Raw genomic sequence first — 15,951 nt, 5'->3', positions numbered from 1 at the left:
TCAATCGCTATTGAGGACAGCGGCAGCTTGTGGGTGCAGGCTGTAGCTCTTGTCGGCGTTGAAGGTGATCACGCCTTCGGCGCACAGGCGCTTCAACACTTCGCGCACGCTGAGAAAAGACAGCGGAATGCCCAGCTCCAGCAATTGGCTGTGGACACCGCGCACACCCAGGCTGCGTTCGCTCTGGGCGGCGACCAGCAGGGCATCGATGACTTTCAGGCGAATCAGGCTGGTGCGCAGGCCGAAACTCTTGAGCAGCAGACGAATACGTTCATTGCCGTGGCGCTCGGCCCTTTGTCCGAATACGCTGGCGTGCGAACCCATGGAAGCTCCTTGTGGTGCCTGGCTACCGTCCGATGGTAGTTGCGGGTTGTACATGCGATTACTCCTTTTCAGAGCCTGATCAGGAAAGGTTTTTTGCTCTCTCTAAACAAGACGTATCAGCCCGACAAATCATGAAGCGAAATATGTAGAAAATTTGTCGTTGATTCGTCTTTTCTCCGTGATCCGGGCTCTAAACGGTCTGGTAATCCCCTAAATTTTTTTTCATCGGTTTCGTTTCCCGGTCAGGCTCATTGCGCGTGGACGCGTGGGTGATTTCAGGGCGGAGCTGCTGCGCATGGCTTTTCGATCACGGCGCGCTCCGCTCTCAGGCATTTCGATCAGGAGCGAGCGTGATTATTTCCAGGCAGTTAACCGGACTGACCCTTGCCGGCATGTTTCTCGGGCTGAGTCTGTCGGCGCAGGCGTTCAGTCCTTCGACCCAGACAGGGGCCGACATCCGTCGCACGGGGTTTGGCGTGCCGCATATCCGCGCGGAAAACGAACGCGGCCTCGGATTCGGCATCGGTTATGCCTATGCGCAGGACAATCTGTGCCTGCTGGCCAACGAAATCGTCACGGTCAATGGCGAGCGGTCGCGTTACTTCGGGCCGGATCAACTCACCGTCGAAGAGCGCGAGAACCGCATCAGTGACGTGTTCTTCCAGTGGCTCAATACCCCGCAAGCGGTGAATGCCTTCTGGCAGGCGCAGCCGGTCGAAGTGCGTGATTTGGTGGAGGGTTATGCCGCCGGCTACAACCGGTATCTGGCCGAGCGTCGCCAGCAAGGGCTGCCGCAGCAGTGCCAGGGTGAATGGGTGCGTGATATTGCAGCCGAAGACCTGGTGAAGCTGACGCGTCGGTTGCTGGTCGAGGGCGGCGTCGGTCAGTTCGCCGAGGCACTGGCCGGCGCCACACCGCCACAAGCCACTGCGCAGAACCCAAGCCACTCTCGTGCCTATGACCTGGCCGCCACGCGCCTGCAACGTTTCGCCCTGGACCGTGGCAGCAACGCAGTGGCCGTGGGCAGTGAGCGTTCCTTCAACGGCCGAGGAATGCTACTGGCGAACCCGCACTTCCCGTGGGTGGGTGGCATGCGTTTCTATCAGATGCACCTGACCATTCCCGGCAAACTGGATGTGATGGGCGCGGCGCTGCCGGGCCTGCCGATGATCAACATCGGTTTCAACCAACACCTGGCCTGGACCCACACCGTTGACTCGTCCAAGCACTTCACCTTGTATCGCCTGCAACTCGATCCGAAGAACCCGACCCGCTACCTGCTCGATGGCAAGTCGCTGCCGTTGAACAAGCAAACGGTAACGGTGCAGGTCAAACAGGCGGACGGGCAGGTGACGCCGGTGTCGCGTGATATCTATAGTTCGCAGTTCGGCCCGATCGTGCAGTGGCCGGGCAAGCTCGACTGGGACAATCAGTACGCCTACAGCCTGCGCGATGCCAACCTCGACAATGATCGTGTGCTGACGCAGTGGTACGCGATGAACCGCGCCGCCAACCTCAAGGATCTGCAGGATTCGGTGCACAAGATCCAGGGCATTCCGTGGGTCAACACCCTGGCGGTGGATGACAAGGGCCAGACGCTGTACATGAACCTGTCAGTGGTGCCGAACGTCAGCGCCGACAAACTGGCCAAGTGCAGCGACCCGCGTGTCGGCCTGCAAATGATTGTCCTCGACGGTTCCAACAGCGCCTGCGCGTGGGACATCGATCCGCAGGCGGCACAGCAGGGCATCTACGCGTCGAACCAGTTGCCGCAATTGCTGCGCAAGGATTTCGTCCAGCACTCCAACGATTCGGCGTGGCTGGCCAACCCGGCGCAACCACTGACCGGTTTCTCGCCGCTGATCAGTCAGGAAGGCCAGCCACTGGGGCTGCGCTCGCGTTTTGCGCTGGATCGCCTGGCGACCCTGAACAAAAAAGGTTCGGTGTCGGTGCAGGATCTGCAGCACATGGTGATGGATGATCAGGTGTTTCTCGCCGCTCAGGTGCTGCCGGATCTGTTGAAATTCTGTGCATCGCAAACCGCCGCCGAGGTCGCTTTGAAATCGGTGTGCTCCAGCCTCAAGGCCTGGGACGGTCGGGCGAACCTGGATTCGGGAATGGGCCTGGTGCATTTCCAGAACATCATGCAAGCCTTGCAGGAATCTCCGGATGTCTGGCGTGTGACCTTCGATCCAAAGGATGCGCAGTACACGCCACGCGGGCTGGCCGTTGAAAAAACCGAGGTCGCCAAGGCCTTGCGTGAGGCCATGCTGGCGTCGGCCGAGACAGCCGCGAAAATGGGGCTGACCGACAAAACCCGTTGGGGTGATGTGCAGGTGGTCAGCAGCGGTGGCCAACAAACGCCGATTCATGGCGGGCCGGGGACGTTGGGTATTTACAACGCCATTCAGAGCGTCCCGCGTGAAGACGGCAGACTGGAAGTGGTCAGCGGCACCAGCTATCTGCAAGTCGTGACGTTCGACGAGAAAGGACCGCATGCTCAGGGTTTGCTCGCGTTCTCGCTGTCCAGTGATCCAGCGTCGAAGTATTCCCGGGATCAGACCGAAGCCTTCTCGAAGAAACAGTGGAGCGTGATGCCGTTCACCGAGGAGCAGATCAAGGCCGATCCGCAGTATCAGGTTCAGAGCGTGCGTGATGATCTTGAAAAAGCGGGGAAAGTAGCGGCGCACTAACCTGTTGTCGTAGCACCGCAATGATCGCAACAGACGAAGGCCGCTCCCTCACGGGAACGGCCTTCAGTTTTTGGCCGGTTGTTGCGGCATCGGATTGATCACCGGGTTGCCTTCCTTGTTGCGCGTCAGAAATACCGGCAGGACTTTGGGCAGCGAGCTGGCGAAGCTGTTCAGCTCCCTGATGTTGTAGATGCCACCCACCCGGATCGCGCCGGTCGAGTTGTCGGCGAGCATCAGGGGTTTGTCCAGGTATCGGTTGATCTGCGGCAAGGCCTCGTTCAACGACAGATTGTCGAGCACCAGTTTGCCGCTGCGCCAGGCCAGAGAGGTGTCATTGGCGTAGGTCTGGCTGATTTGCGGGATGTAATCGCCATGCTTGTAGCGGGCTTGCATTGAAGGTCCCAGACGCAATCCGTCTCCGGGCAGCCGGGTATTGCTGGTGACCAGTACCGAACCTTCGATCAGGTTCACTTTCACCTGGTCTTCGTACATCCAGACATTGAAGCGAGTGCCTGTGACGCGAATCTTGCCTTCGGCGGCCCTGACAACGAACGGATGGCTCGCGTCATGGGTGACTTCGAAGAACGCTTCACCCTTTTTCAGGGTGACGCGACGCTCGTCCTTGTAGTTGCTGTAGGTCAGCTCAGTGTTGAGGTTCAGTTCGACCTGACTGCCGTCGCCCAGGGTGACATGGTGCACGTTGTCGGTGGCAGCGAAATGCTGATAGCTGTTGGGCAACCAGCCCAGATTCCATCCGGTCCAGGCCGCCAGTGGCAATGCCAGCGCGCAGACAGAAGCAGCTACGGCGTACTGGCGCCATGATTTGACGGGTGGGCGGATTATTGGCGCTACGGCGGCAGGTTCGGGGCGTGGCAAATGCTCGGCAACGTCCCAGATCTCCAGCATGGCCTCATATTCGAATGCGTGAAGCGGATGAGCATCGCGCCATTGTTCGAACGCCAGGCGCTCTTGGGGGGTGCAGTCGACGGCGTGCAGACGCATGCACCAGTGCGCGGCGGCATCGGTGATTGCATCGTATTCGGCTTCCGAAAGGGGGGGCTGGGTCATTGACTCGTCCTGATTTACTGCATTCTAACCTTGAGGGCGAGGCGCCGAGAACATCCGTCATGGCAATTGCCCATCAAAGTGGAACTTATTTTTCACGCCGGCGCCCTAAAAAGCACACCGTGCGCTGAACACTATCCACAAATGGAGTGAAAAAATGATCAAGAAAACCTGTGCTGCCCTGATTGCCACTGTTGGCCTGCTCAGCGCTGGCGCTGCAATGGCTGACCGGCCGGGCGCCGGCTGGATCACGATCGAAAAGGCCATTGAAATCGTCAAGACCAAGGCAGGTTACGTCGAGGTGTATGAAATCGAGGCCGATAACAACGGCTATTGGAAGGGGGAAGGGCGCAAGGCCGATGGTGTCGTCTATGAATTCCGCATCGATGGGGCATCGGGCAATGTGCTGCGTGATCAGAAAGACTGAGTGTTTCAGGCAGTCCGGCTGATTATTCAGGCAATGCGCAGGTCGAAACCTGCGCATTGCGGTTTCAAACAGTCGGCACGGGATCCAGCTGTCGCCCGATTTCACAGATCAGGCGCGCGATAGAGTCGGCGTTTAGCAAAATGACATCAATGCGGGTCTCGGGAGAAATCCGGTCACGAAAGGCATTACGCGCTTCGTGCAGATTTCCGGTGCCTGTGGCTTTCATGATTTCGTCGGACACCAATGCCCTTTCGGGATCGAGCTCAAAACTCAGCCACCTTCCTTTGGTTGCACTCCACGTTGAAAACAACTGGGCGTAAGGTGTTTGAAGCGAAAGGGCCTTGCGCTGGTCACTTTCGAGCTCATCGTGCAAAAGTGCGCCCTGAGGCGTGTCAATGGATACCAGGTCCGAAAAAGGCTCCCGCGCACGAACCGTTGCGATATCCAGTGCTTTGCTGAATTGATGGGCGAATTCGTGAATGATTGTTGATGCCTGCGCGTGGCCGTTGATGTCGAACGGTCGGGACATACAAGATTCGAATCCGCTCAGTTTTTGATCGAAGAAGTGTTCGGTGAAGTGCACTTTGCGTTCATTGTCGCCGTTCAGCACGAACGCGATTACATCGCCATAAAAGCGATTGGCACCTACCACAAAACGGTCTGTATGCATCAGGTCATCATCCGCATCCACCAGCGCATTGCAGAGCGGGATGATCGTTTTTCCGATCTTTTTCAGAATGTCGGCAGTAATCGAACTCACGTCAAAGAAGTCTTCCAGGAACAGATGAACACGTCCTCGTGCAGCACCACCGTTGATCAACGCAAGGTTGTGCAGGCAGTTGAACGCGTAAAAACGGGCGAGATCGATTGCGTGTACCAGCACGCGAGCGCGTTCAGGGTACTTGCGGCGAATGTCGTTCATGCCCTGGGCTTCGATATTGATCATCGTCTGGCGTATGCGTGAGAAAGTAGGGCGCGTATTCATCCTCGACTGGGTCATGCCGTAATGGACGATCTGGCTCGGAGCCAATGTCAGCGTGGAGTCCTTCTTCAATAGCGCCGGGCCAAGGGTCTCATCTCGTTGCAGCCTCCACCCGTGCTCCTTTTGGGCAACCGTGTAGACCTTACCGGCAATGGCTGCATAGCACCGGTTAGTCGATGGCTGCGTGTAAGTAGCGCTCACGGAACTGTATTCAAGTTCCGAGAGCGATACGTTCGCTCCCTCAAACGTCTGCAAAGTGGTACGTCGGGGTGACGTCAGGTCGATATCTTCCAGTGCAGGGGCAATCAGTGTGTCCTGCGCCACTTCTTCCTCCACGCGGGTCTCGACGGCCAATTCAGGTAGCAGTGCTGTTTCGACCATCTGTGCGGCGCCTTCGATAAAGGATTTCAGAGCGCGGGTCCAGTGATGGTTTTGTAGCGTTTCAGCTGAGTCCTTGAAGTCTTCGTAGGCCTGCCAGAGAAAAGGCAAGAAGCCGGCCTTTCCCTGAAACAGCCCGGTTACCGGCTCGAAATGTGGACTGAACAGATGTTTGGCAGTCTCCCAATCCGACTGCCCGTCGATTTGCGTTCTGGCATTGAGCAATTGCTTCAGCAACTCGAGGTTGTCGGTAAACATGTACTCGAGAAAGTTGCTGTTGATAGCTCGCGTCTCGAGGGTCAATTCGCTCGTTTCGCCGACGGTGCTCAGCAGCAAATTGCGAAACAGTGCCTGTTGATCTTGTGGCAAACGCCGAATCAGCAGTTCCTGCAGAGTTCCCGGGGTATTGAGCGCCGAAATCAACTCCTTGTTGTCCTCGAACTCGTGGAAAACCTGAGTTGAGTAGGGCGAGTAGAGTACCCGTGGCCCTTTGTTGCCAGGGCCTGGACCCATGACGTAAAGGCCGAGCGCACTCACCGCGGCAGTCCCGACGGTCTTGATCAGCGATAGAGGACAGACCATTGCGTGTGCGCCTCGGGTCGCGGCACGGGCAATGGCGTCCGGCATGTCGAGAATCTGTCGAATGTAACCGAAAGCCGTTTCGCTGAGGTGCTGTTGCAGTTTCATCGCGTGAGCATGTTGCAGCAATTGCCAGGGAACCTGGCGCACAAACAACTCTTTGGGTGAGGGGGCCGTTACCGGGCGGCGGGTGAGGGCATCGATCACTTTTTGAATGTACACCGGCATATCCAGCGACGTCAGAAGTTGGGTGACAAGCTTTTGGCCCAATCCATCGGGCAGTGCGGCAACCGATCTGGACGTGACCCTGAACCCGGTATCCTGGGCAATGTTGATATGGTTCATTGCGAAGTCCACCAGGCTGCAAGCATTGCCTGCCAGTGTCAGATTCGGCGTGATTTCGATCTCATGAGGGTCGAGAGGGTTGTCTGGGTATCGGCTTGAGATCAGCGATTTCAGTGTTTGTGCGACATAACCGGCGAGCGAGGGCACGCCACTGAGGTAATCTGCTGCGTCGCCGACACTATGGCGCCACTGCTCCAGCAGTTCGATCTGCAACTGCTGCTCGCTGAGTGGCGCCTTGCGCAGCCAGGCGGGTAGCGCTTGCTGTTGGCGAATGGCCTGCGCGTGTTCGGTCGCCAATCGCAACTGGCTGAAAAGCGGGGAGGGATCCACGGCGCAAAGGCTCTTTTGCCGGGCGATCGGGTCTTCGATTCGCGAACGAACCTGCTCGCAGCGGTTCAGGAAGTGCTCGATACCCGATTGCATCAGATGATGCAGAACGTTGCCCTGGATCAGCCTGAGCGGGCCCGGCTCATAGCGCTGATGAAACTGGTATTGGCCGGGGCCAAGGTTTTCCAGCAGCGCGAGGCGCCGGTTTTTGTCACCCAGCCGCGCTGTCAGCTCTCGTCTGGCGACGGTGACGTTATCGAACACCTCTAGGCCTGAGGCGGGCGTCCACAAGATGGCGCGCCCGGAATGTCGAGGATCGATGCCACCGCGTTCGGTCATGAGTATGCAATGGGCCAGCGGCAACAGTGTGGTCTGTCCGGGGCACTCCACGCTGAGGGTATAGGCGTCGGGGCGAAATCCGTTGAGAGGCGCACGTGTACTGCGGGTCGAGCGGTCGGCGTCGAGTACGGTGTTGACGATTGCCTGTTGCGAGTGATCCATCGACCGGTTCATTACGCGCAGTTTTGCTTCAGCGTTCACGCCGACCAGCCAGGCATGGGCGAGGTTTGGCTTCAATGCTTCCAGGTACGTTCGCTGCAAGGCCGGGGTCGTCAGGGGTTGTGAGGCGAGGGCATCGACCAGAGGCGCCTGGATTGCAGCAAAAGTCTTGATTGCAGCGCTGGCCTTGTCGGCCAGCACCATCGAAGGGCTCTGGTTGCCGGTAATCACCGGACGGGTACTCCAGCGTCCTTCGACATCAAGATTCGCCAACCGGGAATGAACCATCGAGCGGATATCCAGGGCCTTGTCGAACAGCACCGACAGATTTACCGCACCATCACTGTGACGGAACACCTGCAAGGCATATTCGATGTTCTGTCGCTGTTTGGTAATGATTGCTTCGAACAGGCTGACGAAGATCTCGCCAGCAATGCGGTCTCCCGATACCTGGGGCTCATTGAACCCGAGAAACCGGCTGCGCTCCTCCAGGCTCAGCAGTGCGTACAGTTCATCTTCATGCCCGCGCGCCAGGAATTTGCTGCGCAAAGTGAGTTTGAGATCTTCGTCGTTCTCCAGCACCTGAAGACCTTGAGCCGGGGTGTAAAGAAAAGCTCGGGTCTCGCTGATCATCAGAGAACCCGCCAATTCCACATAGTTGGCCGGGTGCTCCCACAGCCGCACGCACTCATAGACGGGAAGGCGCACGGCAGTGGTGGCCGGCCGTATCAACTGATGCAGTGTTTCGAATTGCTTCGCATCAATGATGGCGGCTTCGCGTTTGAGCATCAGCTCGGCACGTGCTTGCTCCTTCATCACCTGACTGAAAAGTGTGCGGCGTGTCGGGCCCTCGGCCGAGGGGCCTTGCCAATAGAGCTCCAGTTGTTGAAACAACAAGGTTTTCAGTTTGCTTGAGGCCGTCGTGACTGCGGTTGCCCAGCGCTCCTGGTCGCCGGCTTCGGGGGTTCTGTCGGGATTGGAATATTTTTGTAATTGGCCGCCGGGCCAGCATTGATAGCGATAGTGGTGCAAAACGGCTTCAGTCAAGGTCATGGACCCGACCCAGTCCCCGTCGACTTCGCCCGCAGACTCGGCGCTGTCGGTCGACGTGTAGATGGCAACGCGTGTTCGGCCCTGCTGCAGCGTTCCGAAATGCGTTTTGAGAAGGTCATTCACAATGGTCTGGAGCATTTCGCCAAGGGTTGGCAATCGCCTGAGTTCTTCATGCAGAAGCCGTGCGTTGAAGAAGTTCGTGCGTGCGATCGCCTCGCCCAGTTCGTCGAATATGTCGCCTTCGATGAATGCGAGCGACAACGAAATCCTTCCACCCTCCAGTAATGACTTGCGCTGGGGCAATGCGAGAAACGCCAGCAGATCCTCCTGTTCTCCCTCGTCGTTGAGACGGTCCTCGAGCTCGGCTTTCAATGAGGCGCGACTCTCATGCTTTTTCAGGCCGTGATACGGGGTATAGAGGATCAGCCCATCCTCGTCGGAGGTGGTGCCGAGGATGAAACTGCCGGGCAGGGGCATAGCCGGCAGTCCGGCGACGTTGAGCAGGATACGCTCGGCCGTCATCGAAGGTATCTGCTCCTTGCGCAAGGTGGCCAAGGTCAGTTTTGCATGGGCTAGCCATCGAAAATCCCTTTCCGTCAGGCCATGGCTTTTACCCAGTACGGGCCACAAACCGGGCGTATCGAACACTTCGGGGAATAGCAGGGGTGTAGAGGACGTGGGCATCAGAGGATCTCGACTCAAAAGGTTATTGGAGAAGATTCGAGATTAGGAAGGGCGGTGGGTCGGCGGGTCTCGCATAGATACCGCACGTTAAAGACAGGCGTATGCATGCATGGCAAGGCAGGGTTGACACACGGCGGGTCTGGCGTGATTAATCGGCTCGCAAGTTGTTTGTACGCTGTTGTTCCCTCCAATAATTATTCTGGAGCTTCAGATGTCTGCGCCACACGATCATGCTCTTTCGTCCACGCTGTCCCTCGATGACCTGACACGACTTCTGGAAACGATTTTTCAGCGCCACGGCACTTCGCCCGATGTCGCCCGTATACTGGCCGCCAACTGCGCCGGTGCCGAACGCGATGGCGCTCACAGTCACGGGGTGTTCCGGATTCCCGGTTATGTCTCGACGCTCAAAAGCGGATGGGTAAACGGCCACGCTGTACCGCAGGTCGAAGACGTCGCCTCAGGGTTTGTAAGGGTCGATGCAGGTAATGGGTTTGCCCAGCCGGCGCTCGCAGCGGCGCGTGCGTTGCTGGTAGAAAAGGCACGCAGCGCCGGTATTGCGGTGTTGGCGATCCGCAATTCCCATCACTTCGCAGCCTTGTGGCCGGACGTAGAACCCTTCGCCGAAGAGGGACTGGTGGCATTTAGTGTGGTCAACAGCATGACCTGCGTGGTACCTCACGGTGCCGATCGGCCACTGTTCGGCACCAACCCGATCGCGTTTGCCGCGCCAAGGTCCGACGGTGCGCCCATCGTGTTCGACCTGGCGACCAGTGCCATCGCCCATGGCGATGTGCAGATAGCTGCGCGCAAGGGTGAGAAACTGCCGCCGGGCATGGGCGTGGACAGCCTCGGTCAGCCGACCTGCGATCCGAAGGCGATTCTTGAAGGCGGTGCATTACTGCCGTTTGGCGGGCACAAGGGCTCCGCGCTGTCGATGATGGTCGAGCTGCTGGCGGCCGCTCTGACGGGCGGCAATTTTTCGTTTGAGTTTGACTGGAAGAACCATCCAGGCGCGAAAACTCCCTGGACCGGTCAGTTGCTGATCGTCATCGACCCGAGCAAATCTGCCGGACAGGGTTTTGCCGAACGCAGTCAGGAGCTGGTGCGGCAGATGCACAGTGTCGGACTCAAGCGTCTGCCGGGAGATCGTCGGCATTTGCAGCGGGCCAAGTCTTCGGTCGAAGGCATCACGCTGGACGAACAGACCCTGGCGCAGTTGCGAGAATTGGCCGGACAGTGATTTTCACAGACATGAAAAAGGCGAGCCGTCGGCTCGCCTTTTTTGCACGTGCTTAACGCCGACCGAGCAACAACCCCACCACCAGACCAAAACCGGCGGAGATCGCCACGGTCTGCCACGGGTGACCGCCAATGTAGCTTTCGGTGGCATCGACTGCCGGTTTGGTGCGATCGCGCACGCTGGACACCGAGTCCAGTGCCTGCTGCAACTTCAGGGCGATTTGCCCGCGCAGGGTTTCCGCTTCCTCGCCGACCAGTGAGGCACTGCTTTTCAATAGTTTGTCTGACTCTTCGATCAGCGCCTGAAGTTCGCTGAACGCTTGATCCTTGATTTGGTCTTCGGCGGCTTGCACGGCGGTTTTACGGGCCATTGGTTGACTCCTTGCTGGTGAATGGACAGTGAACAATGGAGTGTGGAGCGACTTGAAAAGTTGCAGCGATTTTCCATCAGGATCAAAAACCAGCGTCAGAGGTTTCCGTGCAGCGTGTAAGATGTCGCCATTTCATGCAGCAGGTAATTCCCGATGAGTTTCAATCTTGCCGACAAATCCCTCGCAGAGCGCGCCGCGCTGGAAGATGAAAAATCACGACTGTTCGAACTCTGGCAGAACAATCTGGGCAAAGCCAAGGGCGAAGCCGCGCGGTTGTTCGGCGAACGCTCCAAGCGCAAAGGCAAATGGGCCGAGTTCGTGCGTGCCGAACTGGACGGCATGTCGCCGCCGGAGTTCGCCAACATGGTCCGCAGTGAAGTCAATCGCCTGATGGCGGCCAACAAGTAATCATTCGGTCTTGAAGCTGGCGACAATCGCTTCGCGAACCTTCAGCACCACCGGATCGATCTGGGTATTGGTGCGCCAGCCCAGTTCGACCGGATAACGCGGCAAGGCCAGCGGGCAGGGCAGAAGGGCCAGCCCGCTCAGTGACGCAATGGCCTGCGCCGCGTGGGTCGGGATGGTCGCCACAGCGGTACTGCCCTTGAGCAGGTGCGGCAACGCCGCGAAATGCGTGGTCGAGGCGCAGACCCGACGACTCAAGCCGAGTGCCGCCAGCCCCTCATCGGTGATCCCGATAAAACCACCCGACGACACCAGAATGTGCTCCCGGGCGACAAACTCTTCCAGACCGATCTGCTGCTGGCCGGGCGCAAGGCTCGTCGGGTCCACCAGACACGCGTAACCCCCTTCACCCAATACCTGACGGCTGAGCAGCCGTTCTGCGAATCCGCCGGCGGTGATCGCCAGGTCGATGCTGCGCTCCATCAAGGCGCGGGCGACGATCTGGCTGTGAGTCTGGCGGAAGATCAGACGCAGCTTCGGCGCGCGGCGGCCGATCTCTTCGATCAGGCGGCGCCCATAAGCAATCTCGAAATCATCCGACAGCCCGACGCTGACCGAGCGCCCGTCGTACTGATTGGCCGCCGGGTCGACCATCGCCAGGCTCTGCCGGCACTTGTTCAGCGCATCGCTGACCACTGGTTTCAGCTGGTTGGCTTTAAGCGTGGGCGCCAACCCTCTACCAGTGCGCACGAACAATTGATCGCCATACACCTCGCGCAATCGGCGCAACGCGGCGCTGACCGCTGATTGCGTCACGCCCAGACGCAATGCCGCACGACTGGCACTGGACTCTTCATGCAGCGCTTCAAAGACTTTCAGCAGGTTCAGGTCGACGGTGGCGATATTCATTTGGCTCATATCATTCAGCAGTGGCTCAGGCTTTATTCATGATCCCGTGGCGCTGGAGAATGAGCAACACCTGAACATCACGGAGTGACCGCCATGCCCAAATCAATCGTTGCCGCCCTGCAGATCGGCGCCTTGCCCGGTGGCAAGGCTGAAACCCTGGAACAGATCCTGAGCTGGGAAAGCGCGATCATCGAATCCGGCGCCGCGCTGGTGGTGATGCCCGAAGCGTTGCTTGGCGGTTACCCGAAAGGCGAGGGCTTCGGCACCCAGCTGGGTTATCGCTTGCCGCAAGGCCGCGAAGCCTTCGCCCGTTATTTCGCCAACGCCATCGATGTGCCGGGCGCGGAAACCGAAGCGCTGGCCGGGCTGTCGGCGCGCACCGGGGCCAACCTTGTGATCGGCGTGATCGAACGGGCCGGCAGCACCTTGCATTGCACCGCGCTGTATTTCGACCCGCAGGCAGGCCTCGTGGCCAAGCACCGCAAGTTGATGCCCACTGGCACCGAGCGGCTGATCTGGGGCAAGGGTGACGGTTCGACGTTGCCGGTGCTGGACACTCAGGTCGGCAAACTCGGCGCAGTGATCTGCTGGGAGAACATGATGCCGCTGCTGCGCACGGCGATGTACGCCAAGGGCATCGAGGTCTGGTGTGCGCCGACCGTGGACGAGCGCGAGATGTGGCAGGTCAGCATGCGCCATATCGCCCATGAAGGGCGCTGCTTTGTGGTCAGCGCCTGTCAGGTGCAGGCCTCGCCGAATGAGTTGGGCGTGGAGATCGCCAACTGGCCGGGGGATCGGCCGCTGATCGCCGGTGGCAGTGTGATCGTTGGTCCGATGGGCGATGTGCTGGCCGGGCCGCTTCGGGGCGAGGCCGGGCTGCTCACCGCCGAGATCGACACCGATGAACTGGTGCGGGCCCGCTACGACTACGACGTGGTCGGCCACTATGCACGACCGGATGTGTTCGAATTGAGCGTGGACGAGCGCGCCAAACCTGGTGTGCGCTTCACCGCTTGAGGCGCTGTTGTTGCCACACCTCGCGGGTGATTTCCCAGATTTCCCGTGGGAAGCGGCCGCTGACGAAGTCATCCTCGTCGGTGCGGATCAAGCGCATGCCGGTGCGCTCCGAAAGCTTGCGCGAGCCAAGGTTCGGCGCGGCTTTCGGCACGCGCATCAGCGGCTGATCGAGGGTTTCGAACCAATAGCGGGTCACGGCTTCGCTGGCTTCGGTCATCAGGCCCTGACCCTGCCAGGCCGGGGTGAGCCAGAACCCGCGATGGTTGTCCGGTTCGTCCATCAGGCTGATGTTGCCGATCAATTGCGCCGGGGCCGACTTGAGACGAATCGTCCAGTGCCACTCTTTGCCCGCCGCAATCGCCGGCAGCGCAATGTCACGCAGGTAGGTGAGGGCGCCATCGTCCGGATAAGGCCAGGGCACCAAAGCGTTCAGGTAACGCACCACTTCCCAATGAGGAAATTGCTGCTGGATGGCCTCGGCGTCCGCCAGTTCCAGCGGGCGCAGAATCAGCCGTTCGGTGCACAGCATGGGCGTGTCTTCCATAAACCTGCGACTTCCATTTTTCTGCCAGTGAGCGCTGCAGGCTACCGCATCTTCACCAGGTTGCGGCACTGGCTCGTGGCAGGCTGAGTTTGCCGCTGTCGACAAAACGCATGGTGCCAAACACACCGCCCGCCAGTTTGCCGCGCAGCACGTAGGGCAGGTTGTCGAGGGATTGTGTCTGGCTCAGGCCCAGGGTCTGGCGCAACACCGAGAATGCCGAAATGCTCACCGGGACGCTGACGATGGCTTCGGAGAAACGTGGAATGGAACCGCTTTGATCGCTGACACCGGACGCGAACGAATGCCCGTTCACGTCAAGATCCAGCGCAATGCCGTTGTAGTCGATGGCGGTTTCGTTGGGGTTCTGCACCCGCAGCTTGATGGCGAAGCGTACTTCCAGGTCCTGGCTCGGCAGCGGTTCGACGCCGACCACGTTGATGTTCACCGGGTCGCGGTTGGGAAATAGCGCACAAGCGCTGAGGGAGAGCAGAAGCAGGGACAGGATGACGGCTTGGATACGACGCATTGATGCTCTCTCATTGAAAAAGGGCTGAACCGTTGCCGGTATCAGCCCTTTTTTCATTGAGCGGACAGGATCAACGGTTCAACTGTGCGACAGCGGCCGGGGAGGCAGGTTCACCTTTGGCCGGCACGTCCGGGTTTTCCATGACCTGAAGGATAGAGGCTTCCGGGTCGAAGTCATCCTCTTCCAGTTCGATGAACTCTTCCGGGAGGAAGATGTTCAGCACGATCGCACACAGCGCACCGACAGTGATCGGCGACTCGAAAATATTGCGCAGCGCCTGCGGCAGTTCGCGCAGCACTTCCGGCACGGCGGCGATGCCCAGGCCCATGCCGACGGAAATCGCCACGATCAGCATGTTGCGCCGATGCAGGCCGGCTTCGGCGAGGATCTTGATTCCGGCCACCGCCACGGTGCCGAACATCACCAGCTCTGCGCCGCCGAGCACCGGTTTCGGCATCAATTGCAGCACCGCGCCGATCATCGGGAACAGCCCCAGCAACACCAGCAGGCCGGCAATGAAGAACGCCACGTAGCGGCTGGCGACGCCGGTGAGCTGAATCACTCCGTTGTTCTGGGCGAACGTCACCATCGGCATGCTGTTGAACACCGCAGCCATCGCCGAGTTGAGGCCGTCGGCCAGCAACCCGGACTTGATCCGGCGGATATACAGCGGGCCTTTGACCGGTTGCCGGGAAATCATCGAGTTGGCGGTCAGGTCACCAGCGGCTTCCAGCGGTGACACCAGGAAAATCACCGCCACCGGCACGAACGCCACCCAGTCGAAGTTGAAGCCGTACTTGAACGGCACCGGCACACTGACCACCGGCACTTCGGGCAGGTTGGCGAAGTCCACGGTGCCCATCAGCCACGCCACCACGTAGCCGAGGGTCAGGCCGATGACGATCGCGCCCAGACGCAGGAACGGCACGTCGACCCGGTTCAACACCACGATGGTGCCCAGCACCAGCGCCGCGAGGAACACATGGCTGGCCGCGCCCAGATCCGCCGCACCGAAACCGCCGGCAATGTCGGTCATCGCCACTTTGATCAGCGACAGCCCCATCAACGTGATGATGGTGCCGGTCACCACTGGGGTGATCAGCATGCGCAACTTGCCGATGAATTGGCTCAGCACCACCTCGATGAACGCTGCAAAGAAGCACACGCCGAAAATCGTCGAGAGGATCTCATCGGTGCCGCCGCCCCGGGCCTTGACCATGAAGCCTGCGCTGAGGATCACGCTGATAAAGGAAAAACTCGTGCCTTGCAGGCACAGCAGACCCGAACCGACCGGGCCGAAGCGCTTGGCTTGAACGAAGGTGCCGAGGCCGGAAACGAACAGCGCCATGCTGATCAGGTACGGAATTTCGCTTTGCAGACCGAGGGCGCCGCCCATGATCAGGGTCGGAGTGATGATGCCGACGAAGCTTGCCAACACGTGTTGCAGCGCGGCAAACACCGTCGCGGTGAAGTGCGGACGGTCGTTGAGGCCGTAGATCAAATCGTTGTTGCGCGGGGCTTTTTCAGAGACGGTCATGGTGGTTTGCGTGCCGCAATGCGGGGCCGGGTCGGAAAATGGGTG

Annotated in this window: 13 protein-coding genes; 5 read left to right on the top strand and 8 right to left on the bottom strand. The window is 59.3% G+C overall.

Going from position 1 to position 15,951, the window contains the following annotated elements:
* Positions 1-378 carry a fe2+ zn2+ uptake regulation protein gene (locus tag NH234_RS16300; protein WP_085731113.1) on the bottom strand — a complete coding sequence of 126 codons (378 nt, stop codon included), beginning with the start codon at positions 376-378 and terminating at the stop codon, positions 1-3.
* 296 nt (positions 379-674) lie between these two features.
* Between NH234_RS16300 and NH234_RS16295 the strand changes: the two genes are divergently transcribed.
* Positions 675-3,017, top strand: a complete 2,343-nt coding sequence (locus NH234_RS16295) for an acylase (protein ID WP_367253382.1) — start codon at positions 675-677, stop codon at positions 3,015-3,017.
* Between the two features lie 63 nt (positions 3,018-3,080).
* Here NH234_RS16295 and NH234_RS16290 read toward each other — a convergent pair whose 3' ends face one another.
* The gene (locus NH234_RS16290; RefSeq protein WP_085731111.1) at positions 3,081-4,085 is read right to left on the bottom strand and encodes a FecR family protein; all 1,005 of its coding nucleotides are present in this window, start codon (positions 4,083-4,085) and stop codon (positions 3,081-3,083) included.
* 154 nt (positions 4,086-4,239) lie between these two features.
* Between NH234_RS16290 and NH234_RS16285 the strand changes: the two genes are divergently transcribed.
* Positions 4,240-4,509: a PepSY domain-containing protein gene (locus NH234_RS16285; protein WP_367253381.1), complete on the top strand. Its 270-nt coding sequence runs from the start codon at positions 4,240-4,242 to the stop codon at positions 4,507-4,509.
* A 64-nt stretch (positions 4,510-4,573) separates the two neighbouring features.
* On the opposite strand, the gene NH234_RS16280 is transcribed toward NH234_RS16285, so the two are convergent.
* Positions 4,574-9,355: a DUF6543 domain-containing protein gene (locus NH234_RS16280; protein WP_367253380.1), complete on the bottom strand. Its 4,782-nt coding sequence runs from the start codon at positions 9,353-9,355 to the stop codon at positions 4,574-4,576.
* Positions 9,356-9,566: 211 nt separating this feature from the next.
* Here NH234_RS16280 and NH234_RS16275 point away from each other — a divergent pair, with 211 nt between their 5' ends.
* Positions 9,567-10,598 carry an Ldh family oxidoreductase gene (locus NH234_RS16275; RefSeq protein ID WP_367253379.1) on the top strand — a complete coding sequence of 344 codons (1,032 nt, stop codon included), beginning with the start codon at positions 9,567-9,569 and terminating at the stop codon, positions 10,596-10,598.
* Between the two features lie 52 nt (positions 10,599-10,650).
* On the opposite strand, the gene NH234_RS16270 is transcribed toward NH234_RS16275, so the two are convergent.
* Positions 10,651-10,968, bottom strand: coding sequence for a YqjD family protein (locus tag NH234_RS16270; protein WP_085731107.1), 318 nt, complete (start codon positions 10,966-10,968; stop codon positions 10,651-10,653).
* A gap of 153 nt (positions 10,969-11,121) precedes the next feature.
* Here NH234_RS16270 and NH234_RS16265 point away from each other — a divergent pair, with 153 nt between their 5' ends.
* Positions 11,122-11,376, top strand: coding sequence for a hypothetical protein (locus tag NH234_RS16265; protein ID WP_007957535.1), 255 nt, complete (start codon positions 11,122-11,124; stop codon positions 11,374-11,376).
* On the opposite strand, the gene NH234_RS16260 is transcribed toward NH234_RS16265, so the two are convergent.
* A complete protein-coding gene (locus tag NH234_RS16260) occupies positions 11,377-12,291 on the bottom strand; it encodes a LysR family transcriptional regulator (protein WP_085731106.1) in 915 nt (304 codons plus the stop codon). It lies immediately after the preceding gene.
* Between the two features lie 84 nt (positions 12,292-12,375).
* Here NH234_RS16260 and NH234_RS16255 point away from each other — a divergent pair, with 84 nt between their 5' ends.
* A complete protein-coding gene (locus tag NH234_RS16255) occupies positions 12,376-13,299 on the top strand; it encodes a carbon-nitrogen hydrolase family protein (RefSeq protein WP_367253378.1) in 924 nt (307 codons plus the stop codon).
* Here the strand turns inward: NH234_RS16255 and NH234_RS16250 are convergent.
* The 3 genes from NH234_RS16250 to NH234_RS16240 form a co-directional block, all read right to left on the bottom strand.
* The gene (locus tag NH234_RS16250; RefSeq protein ID WP_367253377.1) at positions 13,289-13,843 is read right to left on the bottom strand and encodes a GNAT family N-acetyltransferase; all 555 of its coding nucleotides are present in this window, start codon (positions 13,841-13,843) and stop codon (positions 13,289-13,291) included. The genes NH234_RS16255 and NH234_RS16250 overlap by 11 nt on opposite strands.
* A 52-nt stretch (positions 13,844-13,895) precedes the next feature.
* A complete protein-coding gene (locus tag NH234_RS16245; RefSeq protein WP_248741487.1) occupies positions 13,896-14,369 on the bottom strand; it encodes an LEA type 2 family protein in 474 nt (157 codons plus the stop codon).
* A 70-nt stretch (positions 14,370-14,439) separates the two neighbouring features.
* Complete coding sequence (locus NH234_RS16240; RefSeq protein WP_085731102.1) at positions 14,440-15,906, bottom strand: nucleobase:cation symporter-2 family protein; 1,467 nt, start codon at positions 15,904-15,906, stop codon at positions 14,440-14,442.
* Between the last annotated feature and the right edge of the window lie 45 nt (positions 15,907-15,951).

Source organism: Pseudomonas sp. stari2, from assembly GCF_040760005.1.
Lineage (GTDB): Bacteria > Pseudomonadota > Gammaproteobacteria > Pseudomonadales > Pseudomonadaceae > Aquipseudomonas.
The sequence above is the reverse complement of the archived record's forward strand: the minus strand, read 5'-3'. Positions and strand labels throughout refer to the sequence as shown.

Excerpts from the sequence above, each read along its gene's own strand:
- NH234_RS16300 (WP_085731113.1), bottom strand. The coding sequence starts at position 378 with ATGTACAACCCGCAACTACCATCGGACGGTAGCCAGGCACCACAAGGA.
- NH234_RS16290 (WP_085731111.1), bottom strand. The coding sequence starts at position 4,085 with ATGACCCAGCCCCCCCTTTCGGAAGCCGAATACGATGCAATCACCGAT.
- NH234_RS16285 (WP_367253381.1), top strand. The coding sequence starts at position 4,240 with ATGATCAAGAAAACCTGTGCTGCCCTGATTGCCACTGTTGGCCTGCTC.
- NH234_RS16280 (WP_367253380.1), bottom strand. The coding sequence starts at position 9,355 with ATGCCCACGTCCTCTACACCCCTGCTATTCCCCGAAGTGTTCGATACG.
- NH234_RS16275 (WP_367253379.1), top strand. The coding sequence starts at position 9,567 with ATGTCTGCGCCACACGATCATGCTCTTTCGTCCACGCTGTCCCTCGAT.
- NH234_RS16270 (WP_085731107.1), bottom strand. The coding sequence starts at position 10,968 with ATGGCCCGTAAAACCGCCGTGCAAGCCGCCGAAGACCAAATCAAGGAT.
- NH234_RS16265 (WP_007957535.1), top strand. The coding sequence starts at position 11,122 with ATGAGTTTCAATCTTGCCGACAAATCCCTCGCAGAGCGCGCCGCGCTG.
- NH234_RS16260 (WP_085731106.1), bottom strand. The coding sequence starts at position 12,291 with ATGAGCCAAATGAATATCGCCACCGTCGACCTGAACCTGCTGAAAGTC.
- NH234_RS16255 (WP_367253378.1), top strand. The coding sequence starts at position 12,376 with ATGCCCAAATCAATCGTTGCCGCCCTGCAGATCGGCGCCTTGCCCGGT.
- NH234_RS16250 (WP_367253377.1), bottom strand. The coding sequence starts at position 13,843 with ATGGAAGACACGCCCATGCTGTGCACCGAACGGCTGATTCTGCGCCCG.
- NH234_RS16245 (WP_248741487.1), bottom strand. The coding sequence starts at position 14,369 with ATGCGTCGTATCCAAGCCGTCATCCTGTCCCTGCTTCTGCTCTCCCTC.
- NH234_RS16240 (WP_085731102.1), bottom strand. The coding sequence starts at position 15,906 with ATGACCGTCTCTGAAAAAGCCCCGCGCAACAACGATTTGATCTACGGC.